The organism is uncultured Nostoc sp. (genome assembly GCF_937863485.1).
In the GTDB taxonomy this organism is placed as follows: domain Bacteria; phylum Cyanobacteriota; class Cyanobacteriia; order Cyanobacteriales; family Nostocaceae; genus Nostoc.
In genome coordinates, this window is the sequence record NZ_CALMFY010000020.1 from 21084 (window position 1) to 41578 (window position 20495).

The window sequence follows — 20495 nt, forward strand, 5'->3', positions numbered from 1 at the left end:
AAATTGATGCAATCAGTTGTCAGAAATAGATTGGGAAGTTAATCACTCTAACATTATGCAGATTATGTAATTACCTTAAAGAATAACCAAGGTAATCTTGAGCATGAAATTGAAAAACTATTCAGCCAAAGGATAAACACAGGTTTTCAAAGGATTGGTATAGTCCAATGCCTCATACCTTCTTGATCTAGAACCAGAAAAATATAAACTACCTGCAAATCACAAAATAGTACGTCTTATAAATAAAGCTTCTTTACAATTTTACACTGATAACTTCACGCTTTTTACATAAAGTGATAGACATCATAGAACATAATATAAGTGATTTTTCTTTAAAAAATATTTAAAAGTTTACATATATATCTAAGTATAATCAAAGAGAAAAAGTAGTAATCCTTCTGATGTTGGAATTTGGAGGCACATCGCACAATGAGGCTATGAACACGAAAAATTAAAAAAATGAAAAGTCTTTTAATTAAGTCCGCGATCGCTTCTGGTGTTGTTTTGTCCTTAGCTACTGTTACCCGTCCTGTAATGGCTGCGTCTTTTACGGTATCAATAGAAAACCCAGGCGTGCAAAATGCACAATTATCAAATCTTGTTAATGCTCATATACAAAATTTTGATGCACAAACACAAGGTTACAGTGCAACAGGTTTTCAATGGAATGAGGGAACAACAAATATTGGTAGCTATCAGAAGACTCTGATCGTGAATGCAGATCAATATGGTGGTGCTGTTGGAACAGGCAAATATTTTGATGTAGATACCAGTAGATCAAGTAATGGTCAAACGGTTTCTACCCTAAATTTGACAACCCCACAAAGTTACTTTGGACTTTGGTGGTCTGCGGGAGATAGTAATAACGTACTTACATTTCTTTCACAAGGTAAGGTTGTACAAAGTATAACAACTGCTGATGTGGTTAATTATATCGGAAAGCTACCAAATAAAGCCAGCTACTACGGTAATCCTAATTCGACATTCCAAAATCAGGATTCTGGAGAACCCTTTGCGTTCATCAACTTCTACGAAGTTGGCGGAACTTTTGATCAGGTTCAATTCAGCAATGTTGGCGGAACTGGTTTTGAATCAGATAATCATACAATCGCCACTAGCTACAAGAGTATCACCGGTAGCGTCGTTACAGCAGCAGTTCCTGAGTCTTCTTCTGTATTAGGAGTTCTTGTAATTGGTTTGGTGGGTGCTACTTCAGTTCTGACTCGTCGAGTCAATAAAAAGTCAGTTTTGCAATTGTCATAACTGTTGCAATTTGCAAACAAGACGATTTCTGGCTCACATTAAGGGTCTTCTGCACTTTTAATGATAATTAAGGGAATGTCACTCGCAACGTTAATAGCACCGTTTTTTTGTTCCAGTCTTTATGCCGTTTGTCTTTGCAATTAGTGTACTAACCGCAGTCGTTTTTGGGAAAAGTGTTACAGAGATGCTAAGTCTTGGGCGTTCCGGCGTTGGATCATCAAGTTTCTCTGCAAACGTAATAACGAGAAATTGCAAAGTGGAAAGCAATTTCTTAAAAGATACTAATTCTAGCTCAGTAAGATTTGCCTGATTTTCTCTCTACTCTACTTCCAGACCCCACGTTCGCGTAGTGTGCCGTAGGCAGGATTTCAAAAGTTCCAGTGAAAAGTCAACATAAAACACAAGTTAGGGCGAGCTTACTTAGGTAAGTTCGCTCTAATTCTTTTGTCATTTATTTTATCATCAGCCGCTCTACAACACTTGGAGAAAGTTGGACAATGCCTGGATTGCTTCCTGCTTTAGCTTGGAGATGTCGGCATTACCTAGTCCAGAGGCTTAAGAACTGATCCTAAAGCCCAGGTCTTAAGATATCGATATGATAGAAAAGTAGATAAAATTTAAAAAATATTTATCGAATGGTGCTTCAATCATCTGGCTTGTCCAAAGTTAAAGACTCATTAACACAGAAAATCTTCTTGGGTAATGAACCCAATGCGGAGTTAATTGCAATTCTCACCGTTTACTTTGTCCAAGGAATTTTAGGGCTATCGCGTTTAGCCGTTAGCTTTTTCCTCAAAGATGAACTCCTGCTGAGTCCAGTCCAGGTGTCGGCGCTATTCGGAATTGTCTTGCTACCTTGGATGATCAAGCCAGTGTTTGGTTTTATCTCTGATGGCTTGCCTATATTTGGCTATCGTAGGCGTCCTTACTTGATTTTATCCGGGATACTGGGAACTGCTTCCTGGGTAAGTCTGGCCACAATAGTTCATACTACCTGGGCAGCTATGTTAGCGATCGCTCTTAGTTCTCTGTCTGTCGCCATGAGTGATGTCATAGTTGACTCACTGGTTGTTGAAAGAGCCAGAGGCGAATCGCAAGCGAAAGCCGGTTCACTACAATCTGTGTGCTGGGGTGCTTCTGCGATCGGAGGTTTGATAACAGCATACTTTAGCGGTCTACTGCTCCAATACTTTACTAGCCGTACTGTCTTTGGAATTACCGCCTTGTTTCCTCTTATCGTTTCAGGGGTAGCTTGGTTAATTGCTGAGTCCCCCGTTAGCAAAGATTCTCAAGATAATGATCACACCAACTCTTTACCAATCAAACATCAACTGAAGCAGCTACGCCAAGCCATTACCCAAAAAACAATTTGGCTACCAACGGCGTTTATCTTCGTCTGGCAAGCTACGCCAAGTGCTGACTCAGCCTTTTTCTACTTCTCTACCAACGAATTACACTTTGAACCAGAATTTTTGGGGCGGGTACACTTGGTAACAAGTTTCGCTTCTCTAGCAGGTGTTTGGATTTTTCAACGTTTCCTCAAAAGCATCCCTTTTCGCGTGATTTTTGCTTGGAGTACCGTCCTTTCGTCAATTTTAGGGATGACGATGCTGTTGTTAGTGACTCACACAAACAGGCGGTTGGGTATAGATGACCACTGGTTTAGTTTGGGTGATAGTGTTGTTCTTTCCGTGATGGGTCAAATTGCTTTTATGCAAGTGATGGTTCTAGCAGCAAGGCTTTGTCCCTCTGGTGTGGAAGCGACATTATTTGCCTTGTTAATGTCGGTGTTTAATTCTGCCGGAACGGTTTCTCGGGCATTTGGGGCATTAATCACGTATTGGCTGGGGATCACCGCAACGAACTTTGAGTCACTTTGGCTGTTGGTGTTAATTACTAACCTCAGCACGCTATTGCCCCTACCATTTATCAACTGGCTACCTGCTGCTGAAGATCAAACTGAGACACCCAAAGATGGGGAAAAACCGTTTTTGCCTGATTTGATGTCTGAGTTGGTACTGAGAGAACCAGAGTCAGAAATAGTGGAATAGTGTAATAAATATTACGCACTGGCGTAGCAAAGTCGCAAATAAATTATTTTTAGCGGCTACATATTTTCGTACATGGGAACACTAAAAAATAAACTATATGCAGAGTTTTAAAAGTCAAGAAAGCCCAGTAACAGAAAAATCCTACACTCGTGCAGACTGGCAAGGAGGATATCAATCTCTGACCCAAGAGTTTGATTATTGGATTGATGATATAGAAGGACAAATTCCTAAAGAATTACAAGGGACGCTGTTTAGAAATGGCCCTGGTTTGCTAGATGTGAATGGGCAACCCCTTCATCACCCATTTGATGGGGATGGGATGATTAGCAAAATTACCTTTACCAACGGTCGCGCTCATTTTCGTAACCGCTATGTCCACACAACTGGCTATTTGGCAGAGCAAAAAGCGGGAAAAATTCTCTATCGCGGTACTTTTGGTACTCAAAAACCCGGCGGTTGGCTAGCTAATATATTTGACTTCAAACTCAAAAATATCGCTAATACAAATGTTATTTATTGGGGTGGGAAATTGCTAGCGCTGTGGGAAGGGGGTGAAGCATATCGCCTCGATCCTTATACTCTTGAAACCTTGGGCAATGAATATTTTAATGGTGTTTTGTCAGCCGATGAAGCTTTCGCTGCACATCCCCGTTTGGAAAATAATTGCGAACAAGATGGGGGCGCACCTTGTCTGGTAAATTTCTCGATTAAGCCGGGATTATCTACCACAATTACTATTTTCGAGCTAAACTCAGCAGGTAAAATTGTTAGACAGCACGCTCATAGTGTTCCAGGTTTTTGTTTCATTCACGATTTTGTCATTACTCCCAATTACTGCATCTTCTTTCAAAATCCTGTCACCTTTAATCCCATACCTTTTGCTTTGGGAATACGTGCGGCGGGAGAATGTATCAAATTTCAGCCAAATCAGCCAACTCAAATTATAATTATTCCCCGCTTCCCGAAAGAAGGGCAAGAAAAGATAAAAATTCTGGAAACTCAGTCGGGTTTCGTCTTCCACCACATTAATGCTTTTGAAGTAGGAGACGAAGTTTTGATTGACTCCATTTGCTACCAATCTTTCCCAGAAGTAGAACCCGAAAGCGATTTTCGACAAGTTGATATTGAGGCACTTTCACCTGGGCAACTCTGGCGATTTTATCTGAATCTAAAGAATGGGACAGTCCGGGGGGAATTGATTGATGGCCGTTGTTGTGAATTTCCCAGTATACATCCGGCGAATGTGGGACGTCCTTATCGATATCTATATATAGGCGTGGCTCATGCAGAGACTGGTAATGCTCCCTTACAAGCATTGCTGAAAATTGATTTAGAGTCTGGAGAAAGACAATTTTGGAGTGCTGCACCCCGTGGTTTTGTAGGTGAACCGATTTTTGTCCCACGCCCAGATTCTGAAAAGGAAGATGATGGTTGGATATTAGCTTTGGTTTATGATGCTACTCATCACCGCTCAGATGTAGTGATTTTAGATGCCAGTGATTTCCATAAAGGAGTAATTGCTCGGCTACATCTCAAGCATCATATCCCCTATGGTTTGCATGGAAGCTTTACTTCTAAGGTTTTTCTAAAAATTTGATCCTTTATTTGGATGAAACCATTTTTTCGCTGGCAATGATATGCAAATCTATATTTTTGAGCAAGCGTACCAATTTTTGCGTCAAAGATCCTTTGAGGAGCATTTGCCAGCGCGATCGCTGACTCTCTCCAATTACAATTTGGGTGATCCGATATTTCTCGGCGACTTGGGCGATCGCATTAGCTACATTACTGTTGGTAACACGAAGAAAAGTACCTTCAAATTCTTTACAAAGTTTCTCACAAGTGTGGATGTGTAAGCTTTCCTCTTTAGTAAGGAAGCGCTCAGAATCAGCCACAAACAAGGTATAAAGCGGCGCGTTCATATAGTTAGCCAGCCTCGCACCCCGGCGTAACAGTTGCACTGAGTTGGGATAAGTGGATACACACACCAAAACCCGCTCGTGAATATTACAAAATTGCCCGTTGGGGGTAGTAGCGTTCGCAAAGCGTGCGCGAAGCGCAATCGCATTTTCTTCCACGTTGTCTGCTACTTCCCGCAAAGCCAACTCCCGCAAAGCAATCAGGTTACGACGTTGGAAAAAGTTATCGAGGGATTGTTGGATTTTTTGCGGTGCGTAAATCTTCCCTTCTAATAACCGTTCTTGCAGGGTTTCCGGTGTAACATCTACTAACACAACTTCATCTGCTTCATCCAGAATTCTGTCAGGAACACGCTCACGGACTACCACACCAGTAATTCGGGCTACTAAGTCATTGAGACTTTCCAAATGTTGCACATTCATTGTGGAGTAGACATCAATACCTGCTGCCAAAACTATTTCTACATCTTCGTAGCGTTTTTCGCGTGGGGAATCAGGGACATTAGTATGGGCAAGTTCATCGATTAAGACTAATTGGGGCGATCGCTTTAAAATAGCATCGGTATCCATGTCCGTTAGCGTCAACTCACCCCGAGGATATTGCTTGCGGGCTATAATTTCCAGTCCCTCTGCCTTCTGTGCTGTCTCCTTGCGTCCGTGGGTTTCCAAAAGCCCAACGACGACATCAATTCCTTCCTGTTTGAGTGCGTGTCCCTCTTCCAACATCCGGTAGGTTTTGCCTACCCCAGGAGCCATGCCAATAAAAATTTTATGCTTACCCCGCCGTCGTGCCGGATAAAGAGAGTAACTTGCAGTATTTAAAGGTGCAGTGCCAGCCGAAGTAGTATTACTATTATCTGACATTTCATTCTTGGTATCTGTATGGCAATCCTATTTTCATCAGAAAACGGCGCTTTACCCATGCCCAATGCCCATTTATTGATTTTGCTGACGATTAATATCTTGCAAGTCAAGAGCATAGTTCAATCGCAGAACATTGACTCCCGGTTCTCCAAAAATCCATAAAAATCTGCCATCACTATACTTATTAATTAAACGGAGGATCTCATCTTCTTTTACTCCTCGCGCACCAGCAACCCGCGTTAATTGCTGCCGGGCTGCTTTTAATGAAATATGCGGATCTAAACCAGAAGCAGACGTATAAATTATATCAGCAATCGGTTGAAGATTTTCGTCTCGCAATTGATTTGCCTGTTCTAGAATCCGGTTGAGTAGCTCTGGATTGCTTGCAGCGAGATTGCTGGCTCCAGATATACCAGTTGGCTTGGCTTTTTTGCCTTGGCTATATCTAACAGTACTGGGACGGGGATGGAAATATCGCTCAGATGTGAACACTTGACCAATCAAAGCTGAACCGATTGGTTGATTATTTAGATTTCGCATGATACTGCCATTGGCTTGATATGGCAAAAAAACTTGACCCACTACAAGGATTACCAAAGGATAGATGATTGCAGTCAACAACCAAAGCATTAGAGTGATGAAAATTGCTCTGATAGTTTCTCGAATAATAGCCATAAAAAGTTTTCCAATTGCTGCTAATATTTGATTTTTAATTTTTAATTCTTTTACCCAAGCACAAGGACGTTCCAAGGTGCTGTCAGCAACAGCGTAAACAACTGGGGCAATTATCACATTCAAGCACAGCAGGATAAAAATAGCGAGTGTTAAGAAGACACACAGACAAACAGACATGGTGAACCAGCCTATAGCGCCGTATCAGTGCGTCCCCCACTCTTTGCGTCTTCTTTAGTAAGTGTTGTTTATGCCATTGCGACCAAACAAAGGACATCGCCTGTATCAGATTCATTGGCAGAAACTTCTCCCAAACATCGACCTGTTTATTCATATTCTTTTTGCTCCCCTTCTGAATAGGTAAAAGTAAAAATAAAAAAGGTCAAATGTTTATTATCTTACCTTAGTAAGATGCGCTTGTTTGGTAGCATCTCTACTTTTGCTGTCCTTAAGCCAAGCCCACAATTGTAATCAGTATATCTATCAACTTAATGCCGATAAACGGCGCAATCACCCCACCTAAACCATAAATTAAGATATTACGTTGCACTAGCTGATTAGCTGTTAGGGGTCTAAACCGCACACCCTGCAATGCCAAGGGAATCAAAGCTGGAATAATCAAAGCGTTGTAAATCAACGCTGATAGTACAGCAGACTTAGGGCTAGTCAAATTCATAATATTCAGGCTTTGCAGGTTAGCAGCGACAAATATCATTGGGATAATCGCAAAGTATTTAGCAATGTCATTAGCGATAGAAAATGTAGTCAATGCCCCGCGAGTAATTAGCAATTGTTTGCCAATGCTAATGATATCAATCAGTTTTGTGGGATCGGAGTCCAAATCGACCATGTTGGCAGCTTCTTTTGCAGCTTGTGTTCCTGTATTCATCGCAACGCCAACGTTAGCTTGGGCTAATGCTGGAGCATCGTTAGTTCCATCTCCCGTCATGGCAACCAGTTTGCCTGCTGCTTGTTCCTTTTTAATGACACTGATTTTGTCTTCTGGTGTGGCTTCGGCGATGAAGTCATCTACTCCAGCTTCTTTGGCAATCACAGAAGCTGTAATTCGGTTGTCTCCAGTTAGCATGATGGTACGCACTCCCATCCGTCGCAGTTGCTCAAAGCGATCGCGGATACCAGGTTTAACTATATCTTTGAGATAAATAACCCCATAGATTTCGTTATCTAGGCTGACTGCCAGGGGTGTACCTCCCAGGCGAGAAACTCGTTCGTAGGTAGCATCCAGTTCTGCGCTATCGCGTTCGTTGTGGAAACGGACAAATCCTTTAATGGCTTCTACTGCTCCCTTCCTGGCCTCATGCCCTCCAGGCAAGTTGGTGCCACTGATGCGGGTTTTGGCAGAAAAATCAACTCCTTCTGCTTGACTGGAGTCAAAATCAAACCGTGCCCCTAGCTCTTCTGCCAATCGAACAATCGATTTACCTTCTGGTGTATTGTCAAAGACACTAGCCGCCCAGGCAACATTAGCAATTTCCGACATTGAATAACCGTTAATTGGGATAAACTCTTCCGCCAATCGGTTGCCGAGGGTAATTGTACCTGTCTTATCCAGCACTAAAGTGGTGACATCTCCACAAGCTTCAACTGCTCGTCCGGAAGTGGCAATGACGTTAAATTGGGCAACTCGATCCATACCAGCAATGCCGATTGTACTTAGTAAGCCGCCAATCGTTGTCGGAATTAATGCTACCAATAGGGCAATCAAAATTGGCACGCTGACTGGACTGTTGACATAGTAAGCAAGTGCGGGCAAGGTTACCACGACTAACAAAAATACTAAGCTCAAAACTGCCAGCAATACTGTCAGGGCAATTTCATTGGGTGTTTTGCTGCGTTCTGCCCCTTCCACCAAGGCAATCATCCGGTCAATAAAGCCTTTGCCTGGGTCAGATGTGATGCGGATAATTAGTTCATCTGAGATAATCCGCGTCCCACCAGTAACGGAACTAGTAACGTCGGAGCCTGATTCTTTCAATACTGGTGCCGATTCCCCAGTAATTGCCGATTCATCCACAGAGGCGACACCCATGATTACTTCGCCATCGGCGGGAATGATATCGCCAGCAACGACGTAGATGGTATCGCCCTGTTTCAGGCTGGTGGATGGAACTTCACTAAGTGTGCCATCGGGAGCGAGTTTTTTAGCGATCGTCTCTGATTTCGTTGATCGCAAAGCATCGGCTTGGGCTTTACCCCGTCCTTGGGCCACAGCTTCGGCAAAATTGGCCAACCAAACTGTAAAGAATAAAATCCCCGACAACAAGCCGTTGAAAAGTTGCGGATTCTTTTGGAGGGCTGGGCCAAATAGGTTGGGATCAATTGTTAGCAATAGGGTGATGATTGTCCCCACCCAAACCACAAACATCACTGGGTTTTTGATTGCATACTTAGGGTTGAGCTTGACAAAAGCATCTTTAATTGCCCTTAAGTACAGCCACTTAGTACTTGTCTTCGCCTTTTTACGTGCTTGGCGGCGATCGCCAGCACGCGAATTTGGGCGTCTAGCTTTGAAGTTAGTTGCCACTTGATTTATAAATAAAGTTAAGAGTTAAGAGTTAGGAGTTAGGAGAGACGCGATTAATCGCGTCTGTACAGGAGTTAGCAGTTATTAGGAATTTTCAATAAAATAATAGATCCAACCTGTAAGGTGCGTTACGCGATCGCTAACACAACACCAGTTGCTACAACAAATAGCGCAGCGTTAGCGAGTCAGACGCTACGCACAGTCGCTAACGCTGTGCTACTTTTGCGTCGGGAACCTCCCAACGGGAAAGCCACTCGCCTACAGCGCTGGACTCACCGCAACGCATGGCTCCCCTACGAAATCGGATAATTTATTTATTTTTTGGTATTCTCTTAATTCCAAACTTATAACTCATAAATTTTCTAATTGCCAGATGCTAGTTTCAAACCCTCAGCTATAGGGCCTAAAGCCAGAACGGGAAAGAAAGTCAACACTCCCAAAACCAATGTCACTCCAGCAGTGATCCCAGTAAATACCAGAGAATCAGTTCTCAGGGTAGCAGGGGTTTCAGGGACTAATTGTTTGCGAGACATCCCGTCAGCTAACAGCAAGATGGCAATCATCGGAATATAGCGTCCTCCTATTAAGCTAACTAAAGTACTTAAATTCCACCACAGGGTGTTATCTTTCAATCCCTCTAAGCCGGAGCCATTATTTGCTGCTGCTGAGGCGTATTCATAAACTACTTGAGAAATGCCGTGATAACCAGTATTGCTAATTCCAGACAGGGAGATGGGATAAGCCAAGGCGATCGCACTGGGAATCAAAACTATAATTGGGTGAATCAACAGCACCACGCTGGCGAGGACAATTTCTGGCTTTTCAATTTTGCGTCCTAAAAACTCTGGGGTGCGTCCTGCCATTAGTCCAGTTAGGAACACTGTGAGAATTAAGTAAATGAATAGGTAAGCCGTTCCAGTTCCCTGACCACCCCAGATAACCTGAATAAACAAGTTGAAGAGAATCGAAAATATTCCTTGCGGCATTAAAGAATCGTGCATCCCGTTCACAGCACCAGTCATAGTAGCAGTGGTCATAACTGCCCAGAATGCCGTTTGTGCCCAGCCAAACCGAACTTCTTTCCCCTCTAAATTGGGCTGTTCTAATCCAAAGGCATTATTAACAAGGGGATTACCTTGTAGTTCTCCGACGGCTGTCACTCCCACCATAACTACAAAAATCACAAACACCATCCAAAAAAGTAGCCAAGCTTGTTTGATGTTGTTAGCAAATATACCATAGGTGTAAATCAAGGCTGCTGGTATAGAAATCATCGCGAGCATTTCTATCAAGTTAGAAGCGCCATTGGGATTTTCAAAGGGATGGGCTGAGTTTACGCTAAAAAAGCCACCGCCGTTCTCGCCCAAAAGTTTGATCATTTCAAAGGATGCCACCGGACCTCTGGCAAGATATTGCGTCCCGCCTTCTAAGGTTCTCACATCCAGAGTTTTAGCTAATGTTTGTGGTACACCTGCTACAAGCAAGGCGATCGCTCCAATAATCGAAATCGGCAGCAATATTCGCGTAATTCCACGGACGAGATCGACGTAAAAGTTCCCCAGTCTTCTACCCGTCAACCCGCGAATAAAGGCAATTCCCACGGATAAACCGGTGGCTGCGGAGGTGAACATCAAAAAGCCTAAAGCCGCTACCTGGCTAAAATAACTTAAGGTTGTCTCACCAGCATAGTGTTGCTGGTCGGTATTCGTCACAAAGGAAATGGTTGTGTGCAATAATATATCCCAATTGGGCGCACCGAAGCCGTTAGGATTCCACGGCAAGAGTCTCTGAAAATATATCAGCAAATACATTGAAATACCCATCATCAGGTTGCTGCACAGTACAGCCCGGATATACTGCAAACCCGTCATGTCATCTTTCCTGCGGACACCCGCTAGTAAGAACATACTTCGCTCTATCGGGTTCATTAAAAAATCAAGCAGTGTTCTTTCTCCCAAAAAGACACGCGCTATGTATCTACCGAATAGCGGAGTGATTGCGATGACAATACACAGCGTTAAGCCAATTTGCAAAAAACCTTGTCCCATATATTTCGCGCTGAATTAATATTTAAGTGCTAGCAAGCCAATTCTTAGAAATAAAAGATTAACTGTTGGGGTATTTCATTTTGAGGGATTTACTATTTTCGGTTCTTACTCTTTTCCAGATACTTGTTAAACTTTTTGTTAAGATTATTTAAATTTTCCGGTTAATTCATCTATCTCATTAATTAGGACTATTTGTTTATACAATACATTTTCAAAGTTTGCTACTTTCAAAAAATATAAAATTATCTTGGCTTTTATTAATAGGATTAGGGATTGGCAAGATTCGGGTACATACCCTGCTCCTTGTGGGTAACTACCTAGTACAGCGCGGCGGAAATAAACAACCCCTTCGGGTGACGCTCTCTACGAGACGCTGCGCGAACGCAGGCTCGCTAACGGCAGTTCCTCATGGGGGGAACCCCCAGACGCTCTCTACGAGACGCTACGCGTAGCTTGCTTCTCCGTAGGAGTACGCAGGCTCGCTACCGCTGCGCTATGCGCGGCATCGTCTCCCCTTCTCACATTGGGAGAGGCTAGCGCCTGCCGTAGGATGCCCAAAGGGCTGTAGGGAGAAGACCGGACTGCCTCACCATTTCAAATCAACGAAACGCTTACGCTGTAATCATTTTGACTTTTGACTTTTGAATGAGTGACTTCCGCCTTGCGGTATCAATCCCCTTTGTTGCATCAGGATAATCCCAATTTTAGGATTAATTCTCAACTTGGCATTTGCAGATATAGATTGCAGATAAATCATAATTAGTAAATTAAATAGTTATACAGATTGTATGAGCACAATTTTTTAATAAATCATAAATGACAATGTTAAGGCGATTATTGACTATGAAAGAAGCTATTAATAAGCGGAGGGAGACATATGGGCTAATAGCGATCGCCTTTGCTATAGTAATAAGCTTGGAATATTTGACACCACCTGAGTACGTATTTGGCTACCTCTACACAGGGACAATTTTGTTAGCAGATTCTCGATTGAATCGGGCAGCAGTATTGGGGATCACTTTTGCAGCGACGGGATTAACATTGTTGAATTTGTTTGTCCCAGGAGGAGAAATAATTAATCCCCCAACGTTGGCAAATAGGTTGATTGCAGTATTGGCATTACTGGTAACGGGTTGGTTAAGTGACCGCAACCACCGCAATGAAGAAGCGATCGCTTATACGCAAGCACAGTTACGCTCTCAAGAACAATTAGCTACCATACGTGAAGATTTTATTTTTACCCTAACGCATGATTTGAAAACACCTCTATTAGGAGCAATTGAAACGCTGAAATATTTTCAAAATGAGCAATTTGGTGAAGTTACACCAATGCAAGCAAAAGTCGTACAAACAATGGCTCGTAGTCATCAAAGTACACTGCAATTAGTCCAAACGCTTTTAGATGTGTATCGTAATGATGCCGAAGGGCTGAAACTACAAATATCACCTGTTAACTTGGTAACAGTGGCGGAGGAGATCATCGCTAACTTGACTGAACTAGCGAGAACACGTCAGGTTTATATTTCTCTGCACTATGGGGAATCAGATTTTCGCAGCTTTCTTTGGGTAAATGGCGATCCTTTGCAACTAGAGCGAGTCTTTACAAATCTCTTGAGTAATGGCATTAACCATACCCCTCGTGGCGGTAAAGTGGAAGTAGTATTTGAAGGTTATTCTAGCGAGCAAGTGGTAAAAATACTCGATACTGGTTCCGGCATTACCGAAGAAGAGTTACCCCACTTATTTGAGAGATTTTATCAAGGACATAGCGATCGCCACGTCTTTGGATCTGGACTAGGGCTTTATTTGACCAGGCAAATTATAGCTGCTCATGGGGGTACAATTTGGGCAGAGAATCGCTCACCACGAGGCGCACTGTTTGGTTTCCGACTCCCAGCTTGTCCATCACCGGGGAGATGAGGAGTAAGCGTAGGGGAAGTAGGAGAGAAATAACCAATCACAAATAACCAATGACAAAAATCCTACTCGTTGAAGATGATGAATTGTTTCGGCTTGGTCTGCGGATGAGGTTGCAACAAGAAACTAGTTTGGAGATTGTCGCAGAAGCAGAAGATGGAGAACAAGCTGTAGAATTAGCAAATAGCTATCCCCTGGATTTGGTCTTACTGGATATAGGTTTACCGGGCATTGGCGGGATTGAAGCTTGTCGCCAAATCAAGCAGAAGCACCCAAATTTACCAATTCTTGTTTTAACATCTCGTTCTGAAAAACCCCTAATTTCGCGGTTAATTGCCGCCGGGGCGCAAGGTTACTGTCTCAAAGGTATTCCTGCTGAATCTCTGATATTGGCGGTGCGATCGGTTGCAGCGGGCGCTTCTTGGTGGGATCAAACGGCAACAACAGAAATTAGAGCAGCTTTTGAGGGAAACTTTACGGCGATACTACCCGCAAAAACTGAGGAATCCATAGAAAATCCCTTAACAAAGCGGGAGCAAGAAATTTTGGCACTGGTGGCAGCTGGTAAAAGCAATCAAGAAATTGCCGAGATTCTCTACATTGCCCCTGGTACAGTGCGGGTGCATGTCCATGCTATTTTGCAGAAACTAGAAGTACGCGATCGCACTCAAGCCGCAGTTTTAGCTATCCAGAAAGGATTGGTAGCAGCAGAATTTTTGATTAATTAGATTAAACATTCAAACTTGAAAATTAAATATTAAAAATTTAAATTTGTTTCGTCTGACTTTATAAAGTTGATGACTTGATGGCGAATATAACTACAGGACTTACGCAAGAACTCTCTGAAACTCTTATTCCTTTGTGTCCTTTGCGTCCTTTGCGGTTCGTTTTATCATGATTTTGCGTAAGTCCCAACTATTCAGCAGTTGAATTCAAGAGAGCTTCTTGGGAACTGGAATTATCAGAAAAGTAGCTTTTATATTAATACAGTTCAGTAAAAGATAATTGAAGGTTGGGTTAAGCGTAGACCCAACCTACGCAATATATTTTTTGGGCTTAACTGTAATTATCTAGATAAACCGGATTTATTAATTTTTAACCCAATAAAATTACATAATATTTAATGGGTCTACATCTATCGTTAAGCTAACAGATTGGGGACAGATATCTCGCACTTCTTCCCAATCTGGCAATTGTGGCAACGCATCGGGGGCAAATTTAATTAATATCTGCCAACGATAACGATTAGCTACTCGTAAAATACTTGCTGGTGCTGGGCCCAATATCTCGAATTCTTCTTCTGTACTCAAAGTTGTGGCGATAATTTGCGCGGTATTTTGCACTTGAATTGGATCGAGACTACTTAAGCGTAACAAAATTAACCGCCCGTATGGCGGATAATTGAGTGCTTGCCGTTGTTCTAATTCAGCTTCAGAAAAAGAGTGATAATCGTGCGATCGCACTGCTGCAATTACCTGATGCTCTGTAGTATAAGTTTGCACAATTACCCTACCTGGATCATCACCTCTACCAGCACGTCCAGCTACCTGAGTTAAAGTTTGAAATGCCCGTTCACTGGCGCGATAGTCTGATAAATTTAGCAATCCATCGGCGGCGACAACGCCCACAAGTGTCACTTGCGGTAAATCCAAACCTTTAGTGAGCATTTGCGTTCCTACTAATAAATCTGCTTCGCCGTTAGCAAACTGGGTAAGTAGGGTTCGGTGTGAACCTTTGTTGCGAGTGGTATCGCTATCAAAACGAATCAAGCGCAACTCTGGGAACTGTCGCGCTAATTCCTGCGTTACTCGCTGAGTACCGCTACCGAAGAATTTTAGGTAAGGGGAACTACAATCGGGGCAATATTTGGGATGCGATCGCGCATAGTTACAATAATGACAGCGCAATAATTCCGGCGCTTTTTCTTCGGTGTGGTGATACGCCAGCGACACATCACAGTACGGACATTCCAACACATATCCACAACTGCGGCAAGATACAAAAGTACTGTGTCCCCGGCGATGGATAAATAAAATTCCCTGTTGTTTTCTTTCTTGTAACTGTTGCAAAGCTTCTTGCAATGATCTACTAAATATAGAACGATTTCCCTGCTGCAACTCTTGCCGCATATCGACTATTTCCACTGGCGGTAGAGGGCGGGAATTTATGCGTTCGGGCAAACTTAAGTAATAACTCTTAGCTCCTTCCTCCTTGCTCTTTATACTTACCCAACTTTCTAACGAAGGGGTAGCGGAACCTAACACCAAGGGACAATTTTCTAACTCTGCTCGCCACTGGGCGACGGTACGAGCGTGGTAGGTGGGTATGGGAGAGTCTTGCTTAAAGCTGCTGTCGTGTTCTTCATCTAAAATAATTAAACCCAAGTTGGGCAAAGGGGCAAAAACGGCGCTGCGGGTACCAATTACAACTTGGGGTTCTCCTGTGAGCATTTGTCGCCAAGTGTCGTAACGTTCACCGTCGGAAAGGGCGCTGTGATAAACGCTGACTTTATTGCCAAAGCGGGCGCGAAAACGGTCAGTTAGCTGGGGTGTAAGTCCAATTTCTGGGACTAAGACAAGGGCGGATTTGCCTTGGTTGAGGAGGGGGGCGATCGCTTGCAAATATACTTCCGTTTTTCCTGAACCTGTCACTCCATGCAACAAAACTTGAGCAAATCCATCTAGAGTCTGGATTGTCGCCAAGGCGCTAGCTTGGGCTGCATTTAATGACTTTGGTTGATCTTTAGCTAATGCTGGGCCTTGTTCCCTTCGCAATACTTCCCGTTCTTCGATGACGATACAGCCCTTTTCTTCTAACCCTTTTAGGGTAGGGGTAGTTGTCTTACAAATCTGTAAGAACTCATTTAGCCACAACTCGCCACCACAATCCCGTAGCACTTTTAAAATTTCCCGTTGACGCTTGTTTAGATCAATGTAAGATCCATCGGCAACTAACGTGACTACTGGTTTTGTCTGGGGTTGAGAATATCTAAGTAATTCCACATAACTTTCTGCCCAATTGCGTTCTAGTAATTGCTTCTTTCCATAGTCAAATCCTTGAATCTGGCGTTTGAGGAATTTGAAACTGTAGTCCCCATCAACTTGAGATTGCAGAATTTTGAGAATTTGACGAGCTGCGGTTGAACCAAGAAATTCTATTGCACCATTGGGAATATTTTCTCGCTTGAGCCGAATGCGATGCTGCGATCGCCCCAATAATCCAGGCGGCAACGCCATACGTATCACCTGAATCAGTTGTGTGTAATAATACTTTGATACCCGTTCCAGCAGAGTAAAGTAACTATCTCCGATGAAATCCTTCTGAATCACATCTTCTACTTCCCGGATTTTTTCTGCTGCTAAATCTGCTGGGGGTTTTGTTAGGAAACGAATAGCTACCCCTCCCACCTGTTGTAAACCAAATGGCACACTCAAAATATCCCCTGGTTTTACTTCTAACTTGGCAGGTAATCGATACGTATACAGTTTTTCCCCTTTTTCTAATTCTCTTGAAGCTCCTGGACAGTCTACCAGTACTTCAACCCACCTATTAACAGCTGCACTTAACTGATACGATTCTCCAGGTTCAGCCACCATCACAGGAGAGAAATTTACGTCATTAATATACATATTTTCTGACTTTATAGTTAGACTTTTTACTCACATAGCTGTTCACAATTAACCTGACTCATTCAACTTTATTCTTTTGCTTTATTAGACATAAATTGTATTTCTCAATACTGTTATTATTCATAATACTTGATAAGTTTCCTCTTATGTAATCTACTAGACAATTTTGTCTCTTCTATACGTGCAATAAATATTTGGTGCCTACTCTACAAATAAAAGCATCTCGGCTAAGTCTACAAAAGTTACTCCAACTACTAAATAGGGAGTAGCGTTTTTCCGCCTCTCGATAGATATTCAAGCCTTTCTGCATATGAGATGCTTTTATACAAGTAAGAACATCCCGAAAATAAGCTCTCATTATTGTAATTGGTATTATCTGGGTAACTTGAATCGGGAATACATAACCCCAGCACTAGGTTTTTGATTGATCCAGTGACTTCCAACACCTCAAAATTAAAAATAAGTATTTAGAAAAATATATGAAAGTTTAAGAGATTTGGATGGTTAGCTGAGATTTTTATGTTTGTTAAGGTTGAGAAAGTTTGAGGGGGTTTGACATATTTGGTAATTAAGAAAAAAATGAAGAATATAATCTGTTAAGAGCCTGAGAATAAAGTTTTGTTGGGTGCCAACGCCAGTTTCGTTATAGGTTGTATCTAACCGTAACCCATAAGTGGTAGGTAGATGCCGATTTTTATTCCTGAAGATAAAGTAGCATAAGCCTGTATTTCACTATATAAACGGGTGCATTCGTCCCTTAGGGAAAACTACCAAGCCTCAAGCGAGTAGCTGTAACTAAATTATGTACCAAATAAAGCAACAATCCCTAAAGAAAACTATGAATATTGTTGAATTGGGAAAAATGGAAATACTGGAGAACACTGCTGATATTGAAGAACCATCACTCGATAGTTTAGATGCAGTGGCAGATGAAGAACCTCCAATTGTAATAGAAAATCTGGAATCAGACGAACGCGACGGGGATGAAATGGCGGCGGCTCGTCCTTCGGGATACAATAAAACCGAGCATGATGATGCCGTAGGCGCGTTTTTTAAAGAGATGGCGCGTTATCCGCTTCTAAAAGCTGATGAAGAGGTAGAGTTAGCACGGCGAGTTAGGTTTCTAGAAGAAGTTAGGGAATTACAAGCTGCCTTACACTTAAAACTGGGACAAGAACCTACCAAGTTAGAAGTATCTTCCGAGCTAGAAATGACGGAAAAGCAATTAGAAAGTCGCTTGTATCAAGGTAGAGTAGCGAAACGTAAAATGATTCGCTCGAACTTGAGATTGGTAGTTTCTATTGCCAAGCGATATCTGAATCGGGGAGTGCCTTTTCTGGATTTAATTCAGGAAGGAGCAATGGGTTTAAATCGCGCTACAGAAAAGTTCGATCCTGATAAGGGATATAAATTTTCTACTTACGCCTACTGGTGGATTAGACAAGCAATTACCAGGGCTATAGCTAACGATGCGCGGACAATCCGGCTACCTATTCATATTGTTGAAAAGCTTAACAAGCTGAAAAAAGCCCAACGGGAACTCAAACAAAAACTCTGTCGCAATCCTACTGAAGGCGAAATGGCAGAAGCTTTGGAAATTAGTGTGCAACAACTACGCCAACTACAACAACTACGGCGTCAAGCACTTTCTCTCAACCACCGCGTCGGTAAAGAAGAAGACACGGAATTGATGGATTTGCTAGAAGATGAAGATAATCTGTCTCCAGAAGCAAAAATGAATGAAAACATGATGCGTCAGGAGATTTGGGAAGTCTTGGGTGACGTGTTAACTCCACGAGAGAAAGATGTGATTTCTCTACGCTATGGTTTGACGACCAGCGAACCCTGTACCTTAGAAGAAGTTGGCAATATGTTTAATCTTTCTCGTGAGCGAGTCCGACAAATTCAAAGCAAAGCCATGCGAAAATTGCGACGTCCCCATATAGCCAAACGCTTAAAAGGTTGGTTGATTTAATTACATTGATGAAGATAGAGATGCAATATCTGATCTAATTAACTCCACTAACGAACATGGATAAAATAAAGTGCAAAACTTGAAATTTCGTCGGGGAGCCAGTGCGTTGCGGAGGTTCTCTCCGTTGTAGCAACTGGCGTTGTGTTATAGACATTTGTCTTAATGCACCTAAAATTCATGATGCTGCCGTCCTCTCGGCGATAACACATCGGACAAAACTTGCTCTTGATTAAATCCACCTTTCTAAGAAATTTAGAGAGCTTGTATCTGTATATTATATTCTTCAGCTTCGCCTACTCCAATTCGCAAAAACCGGGCGTTTTGTAGGTTTTTTAGGCTTTTCTTTAGTGATGACTCAAAAAATTTGCACACTTGCCTATAGACTATGGACTATGAACTATGGACTATAGACTAATGACTTCGTGTAGCAATTTGATTGTGCGTTTTGCTGAACCAGCTGATTACAGCGTACTGTTTAAATTAATTCAGGGGCTTGCTGAGTATGAAAAATTATCTCACGCTGTCACTGGCAATGCTCTGGCACTTAAGGAGCATTTATTTGGTTCACACAAGTATATAGAAGCGATTTTAGCAGAATCTGCGGGTCAAGCTGTTGGTTTTGCCCTATTTTTTCATAATTATTCAACATTTTTGACCAAGCCAGGAATTTATCTGGAAGACTTATTTGTTTTACCAGAATATCGCAGGCAAGGTATTGGTAAGGCTCTGATTACTAAAGTAGCCCAGATAGCTGTAGAACGTGATTGTGGACGGTTAGAGTGGAGTGTGTTGGATTGGAACGAATCAGCTAAAGCATTCTACCGTAGTATGGGAGCATCTATATTAGATGATTGGCAAATTTGCCGTGTCACAGAAGATATGCTTCCTAATATTAATTCTTTGTGAAACTGCACAAAATAAAGCTTGGTCAGACTTGGGGCAAAATCTCCAAGTTCTGGAGCAACCTCACCGAATTTTAGATTTTAAATTTTGGATTTTGGATTGTGGATTGAATATTCTTGCGTTCCATTAAGTAAGTCGGCGAGAAAAATTCAATGTATATGAAGAAATATAAAGTTGAAGTAGGGTGTGTTACGCCGTAGGCTAACGCACCTTGAATCTTTGATGGTGCAGCGCTTGGCGACAACACACCAACGATTTAAATTTATTAACATAGCTTGAAATATTAGCACCGACTTACTTATTTATAAATGTTTGAGAGCAAGCGAATTTAAACGCGAAAAGAATTTTATTATCCAAAATCCAAACATTTTATGCCTTGCCACTGACTTAATTGCTGGGATGAATCTAAATTCTATTATCCAAAATCCAAAATTGATTGACAGGTAATCGGTATCAGTTAGGATCTGTGAACTAAAGAACAAAGGATGAAGCAAGACAATTTTCATGTTGAACATTTCATCCTTAAACACCTATCATTTGTTGGTTATAAAGTATTTAAATTTATATAAACTTGCATTTTCATCATCAGACATCGCTCTGTACTAACACCTCTGAATCTAAAACCAGGAATATTCAAAATCCAAAAACTTTCAAAGGAAGTTTGACAGATTGTCGTTTGACTATGGCAGCAGTTCAACTGACAATTATG

At 42.1% G+C, this 20495-nt stretch carries 13 protein-coding genes; 8 read left to right on the forward strand and 5 right to left on the reverse strand.

Features of this window, described 5'->3' with window-relative positions:
• Window positions 1-459 precede the first annotated feature (459 nt).
• The 3 genes from Q0541_RS02970 (at window position 460) to Q0541_RS02980 (ending at window position 4911) form a co-directional block, all read left to right on the forward strand.
• Window positions 460-1263 carry a hypothetical protein gene (locus Q0541_RS02970; protein WP_298905287.1) on the forward strand — a complete coding sequence of 268 codons (804 nt, stop codon included), beginning with the start codon at window positions 460-462 and terminating at the stop codon, window positions 1261-1263.
• Between the two features lie 635 nt (window positions 1264-1898).
• A complete protein-coding gene (locus Q0541_RS02975; RefSeq protein ID WP_298905289.1) occupies window positions 1899-3314 on the forward strand; it encodes a folate/biopterin family MFS transporter in 1416 nt (471 codons plus the stop codon).
• Between the two features lie 97 nt (window positions 3315-3411).
• Complete coding sequence (locus Q0541_RS02980; RefSeq protein ID WP_298905291.1) at window positions 3412-4911, forward strand: carotenoid oxygenase family protein; 1500 nt, start codon at window positions 3412-3414, stop codon at window positions 4909-4911.
• A gap of 4 nt (window positions 4912-4915) precedes the next feature.
• Here Q0541_RS02980 and Q0541_RS02985 read toward each other — a convergent pair whose 3' ends face one another.
• The 3 genes from Q0541_RS02985 to kdpB all read right to left on the reverse strand — a co-directional run bounded on the left by Q0541_RS02985 (window position 4916) and on the right by kdpB (window position 9323).
• On the reverse strand, window positions 4916-6097 hold the full coding sequence (locus tag Q0541_RS02985; RefSeq protein ID WP_298905293.1) for a universal stress protein: 1182 nt from the start codon (window positions 6095-6097) through the stop codon (window positions 4916-4918).
• A gap of 72 nt (window positions 6098-6169) precedes the next feature.
• Window positions 6170-6772, reverse strand: coding sequence for a K(+)-transporting ATPase subunit C (gene kdpC, locus Q0541_RS02990; protein ID WP_298905331.1), 603 nt, complete (start codon window positions 6770-6772; stop codon window positions 6170-6172).
• 445 nt (window positions 6773-7217) lie between these two features.
• A complete protein-coding gene (gene kdpB, locus Q0541_RS02995; protein ID WP_298905333.1) occupies window positions 7218-9323 on the reverse strand; it encodes a potassium-transporting ATPase subunit KdpB in 2106 nt (701 codons plus the stop codon).
• A gap of 114 nt (window positions 9324-9437) precedes the next feature.
• On the opposite strand from kdpB, the gene Q0541_RS03000 reads away from it, so the two are divergent.
• Window positions 9438-9623, forward strand: a complete 186-nt coding sequence (locus Q0541_RS03000) for a hypothetical protein (RefSeq protein ID WP_298905295.1) — start codon at window positions 9438-9440, stop codon at window positions 9621-9623.
• Between the two features lie 53 nt (window positions 9624-9676).
• On the opposite strand, the gene kdpA is transcribed toward Q0541_RS03000, so the two are convergent.
• On the reverse strand, window positions 9677-11362 hold the full coding sequence (gene kdpA, locus Q0541_RS03005; protein ID WP_298905297.1) for a potassium-transporting ATPase subunit KdpA: 1686 nt from the start codon (window positions 11360-11362) through the stop codon (window positions 9677-9679).
• An 843-nt stretch (window positions 11363-12205) separates the two neighbouring features.
• Here kdpA and Q0541_RS03010 point away from each other — a divergent pair.
• Together Q0541_RS03010 and Q0541_RS03015 are read left to right on the forward strand one after the other, a co-directional pair.
• Entirely contained in the window at window positions 12206-13282 is a 1077-nt protein-coding gene (locus Q0541_RS03010) for a HAMP domain-containing sensor histidine kinase (RefSeq protein WP_298905299.1), read from the forward strand.
• A 50-nt stretch (window positions 13283-13332) separates the two neighbouring features.
• Complete coding sequence (locus tag Q0541_RS03015) at window positions 13333-14007, forward strand: response regulator transcription factor (RefSeq protein ID WP_298905301.1); 675 nt, start codon at window positions 13333-13335, stop codon at window positions 14005-14007.
• A 381-nt stretch (window positions 14008-14388) separates the two neighbouring features.
• Here Q0541_RS03015 and priA read toward each other — a convergent pair whose 3' ends face one another.
• Entirely contained in the window at window positions 14389-16908 is a 2520-nt protein-coding gene (gene priA / locus Q0541_RS03020; protein WP_298905303.1) for a primosomal protein N', read from the reverse strand.
• A gap of 802 nt (window positions 16909-17710) precedes the next feature.
• On the opposite strand from priA, the gene Q0541_RS03025 reads away from it, so the two are divergent.
• Window positions 17711-18883 (forward strand): RpoD/SigA family RNA polymerase sigma factor, encoded by a 1173-nt coding sequence (locus Q0541_RS03025; RefSeq protein ID WP_298905305.1) that lies wholly within the window; start codon window positions 17711-17713, stop codon window positions 18881-18883.
• A gap of 414 nt (window positions 18884-19297) precedes the next feature.
• A complete protein-coding gene (locus Q0541_RS03030; protein ID WP_298905307.1) occupies window positions 19298-19789 on the forward strand; it encodes a GNAT family N-acetyltransferase in 492 nt (163 codons plus the stop codon).
• Window positions 19790-20495 lie beyond the last annotated feature (706 nt).

Coding starts and splice junctions, on each gene's coding strand:
- Q0541_RS02970 (WP_298905287.1), top strand. CDS start 460: ATGAAAAGTCTTTTAATTAAGTCCGCGATCGCTTCTGGTGTTGTTTTG.
- Q0541_RS02975 (WP_298905289.1), top strand. CDS start 1,899: ATGGTGCTTCAATCATCTGGCTTGTCCAAAGTTAAAGACTCATTAACA.
- Q0541_RS02980 (WP_298905291.1), top strand. CDS start 3,412: ATGCAGAGTTTTAAAAGTCAAGAAAGCCCAGTAACAGAAAAATCCTAC.
- Q0541_RS02985 (WP_298905293.1), bottom strand. CDS start 6,097: ATGTCAGATAATAGTAATACTACTTCGGCTGGCACTGCACCTTTAAAT.
- kdpC (WP_298905331.1), bottom strand. CDS start 6,772: ATGGCTATTATTCGAGAAACTATCAGAGCAATTTTCATCACTCTAATG.
- kdpA (WP_298905297.1), bottom strand. CDS start 11,362: ATGGGACAAGGTTTTTTGCAAATTGGCTTAACGCTGTGTATTGTCATC.
- Q0541_RS03010 (WP_298905299.1), top strand. CDS start 12,206: ATGAAAGAAGCTATTAATAAGCGGAGGGAGACATATGGGCTAATAGCG.
- Q0541_RS03015 (WP_298905301.1), top strand. CDS start 13,333: ATGACAAAAATCCTACTCGTTGAAGATGATGAATTGTTTCGGCTTGGT.
- priA (WP_298905303.1), bottom strand. CDS start 16,908: ATGTATATTAATGACGTAAATTTCTCTCCTGTGATGGTGGCTGAACCT.
- Q0541_RS03025 (WP_298905305.1), top strand. CDS start 17,711: ATGTACCAAATAAAGCAACAATCCCTAAAGAAAACTATGAATATTGTT.
- Q0541_RS03030 (WP_298905307.1), top strand. CDS start 19,298: ATGACTTCGTGTAGCAATTTGATTGTGCGTTTTGCTGAACCAGCTGAT.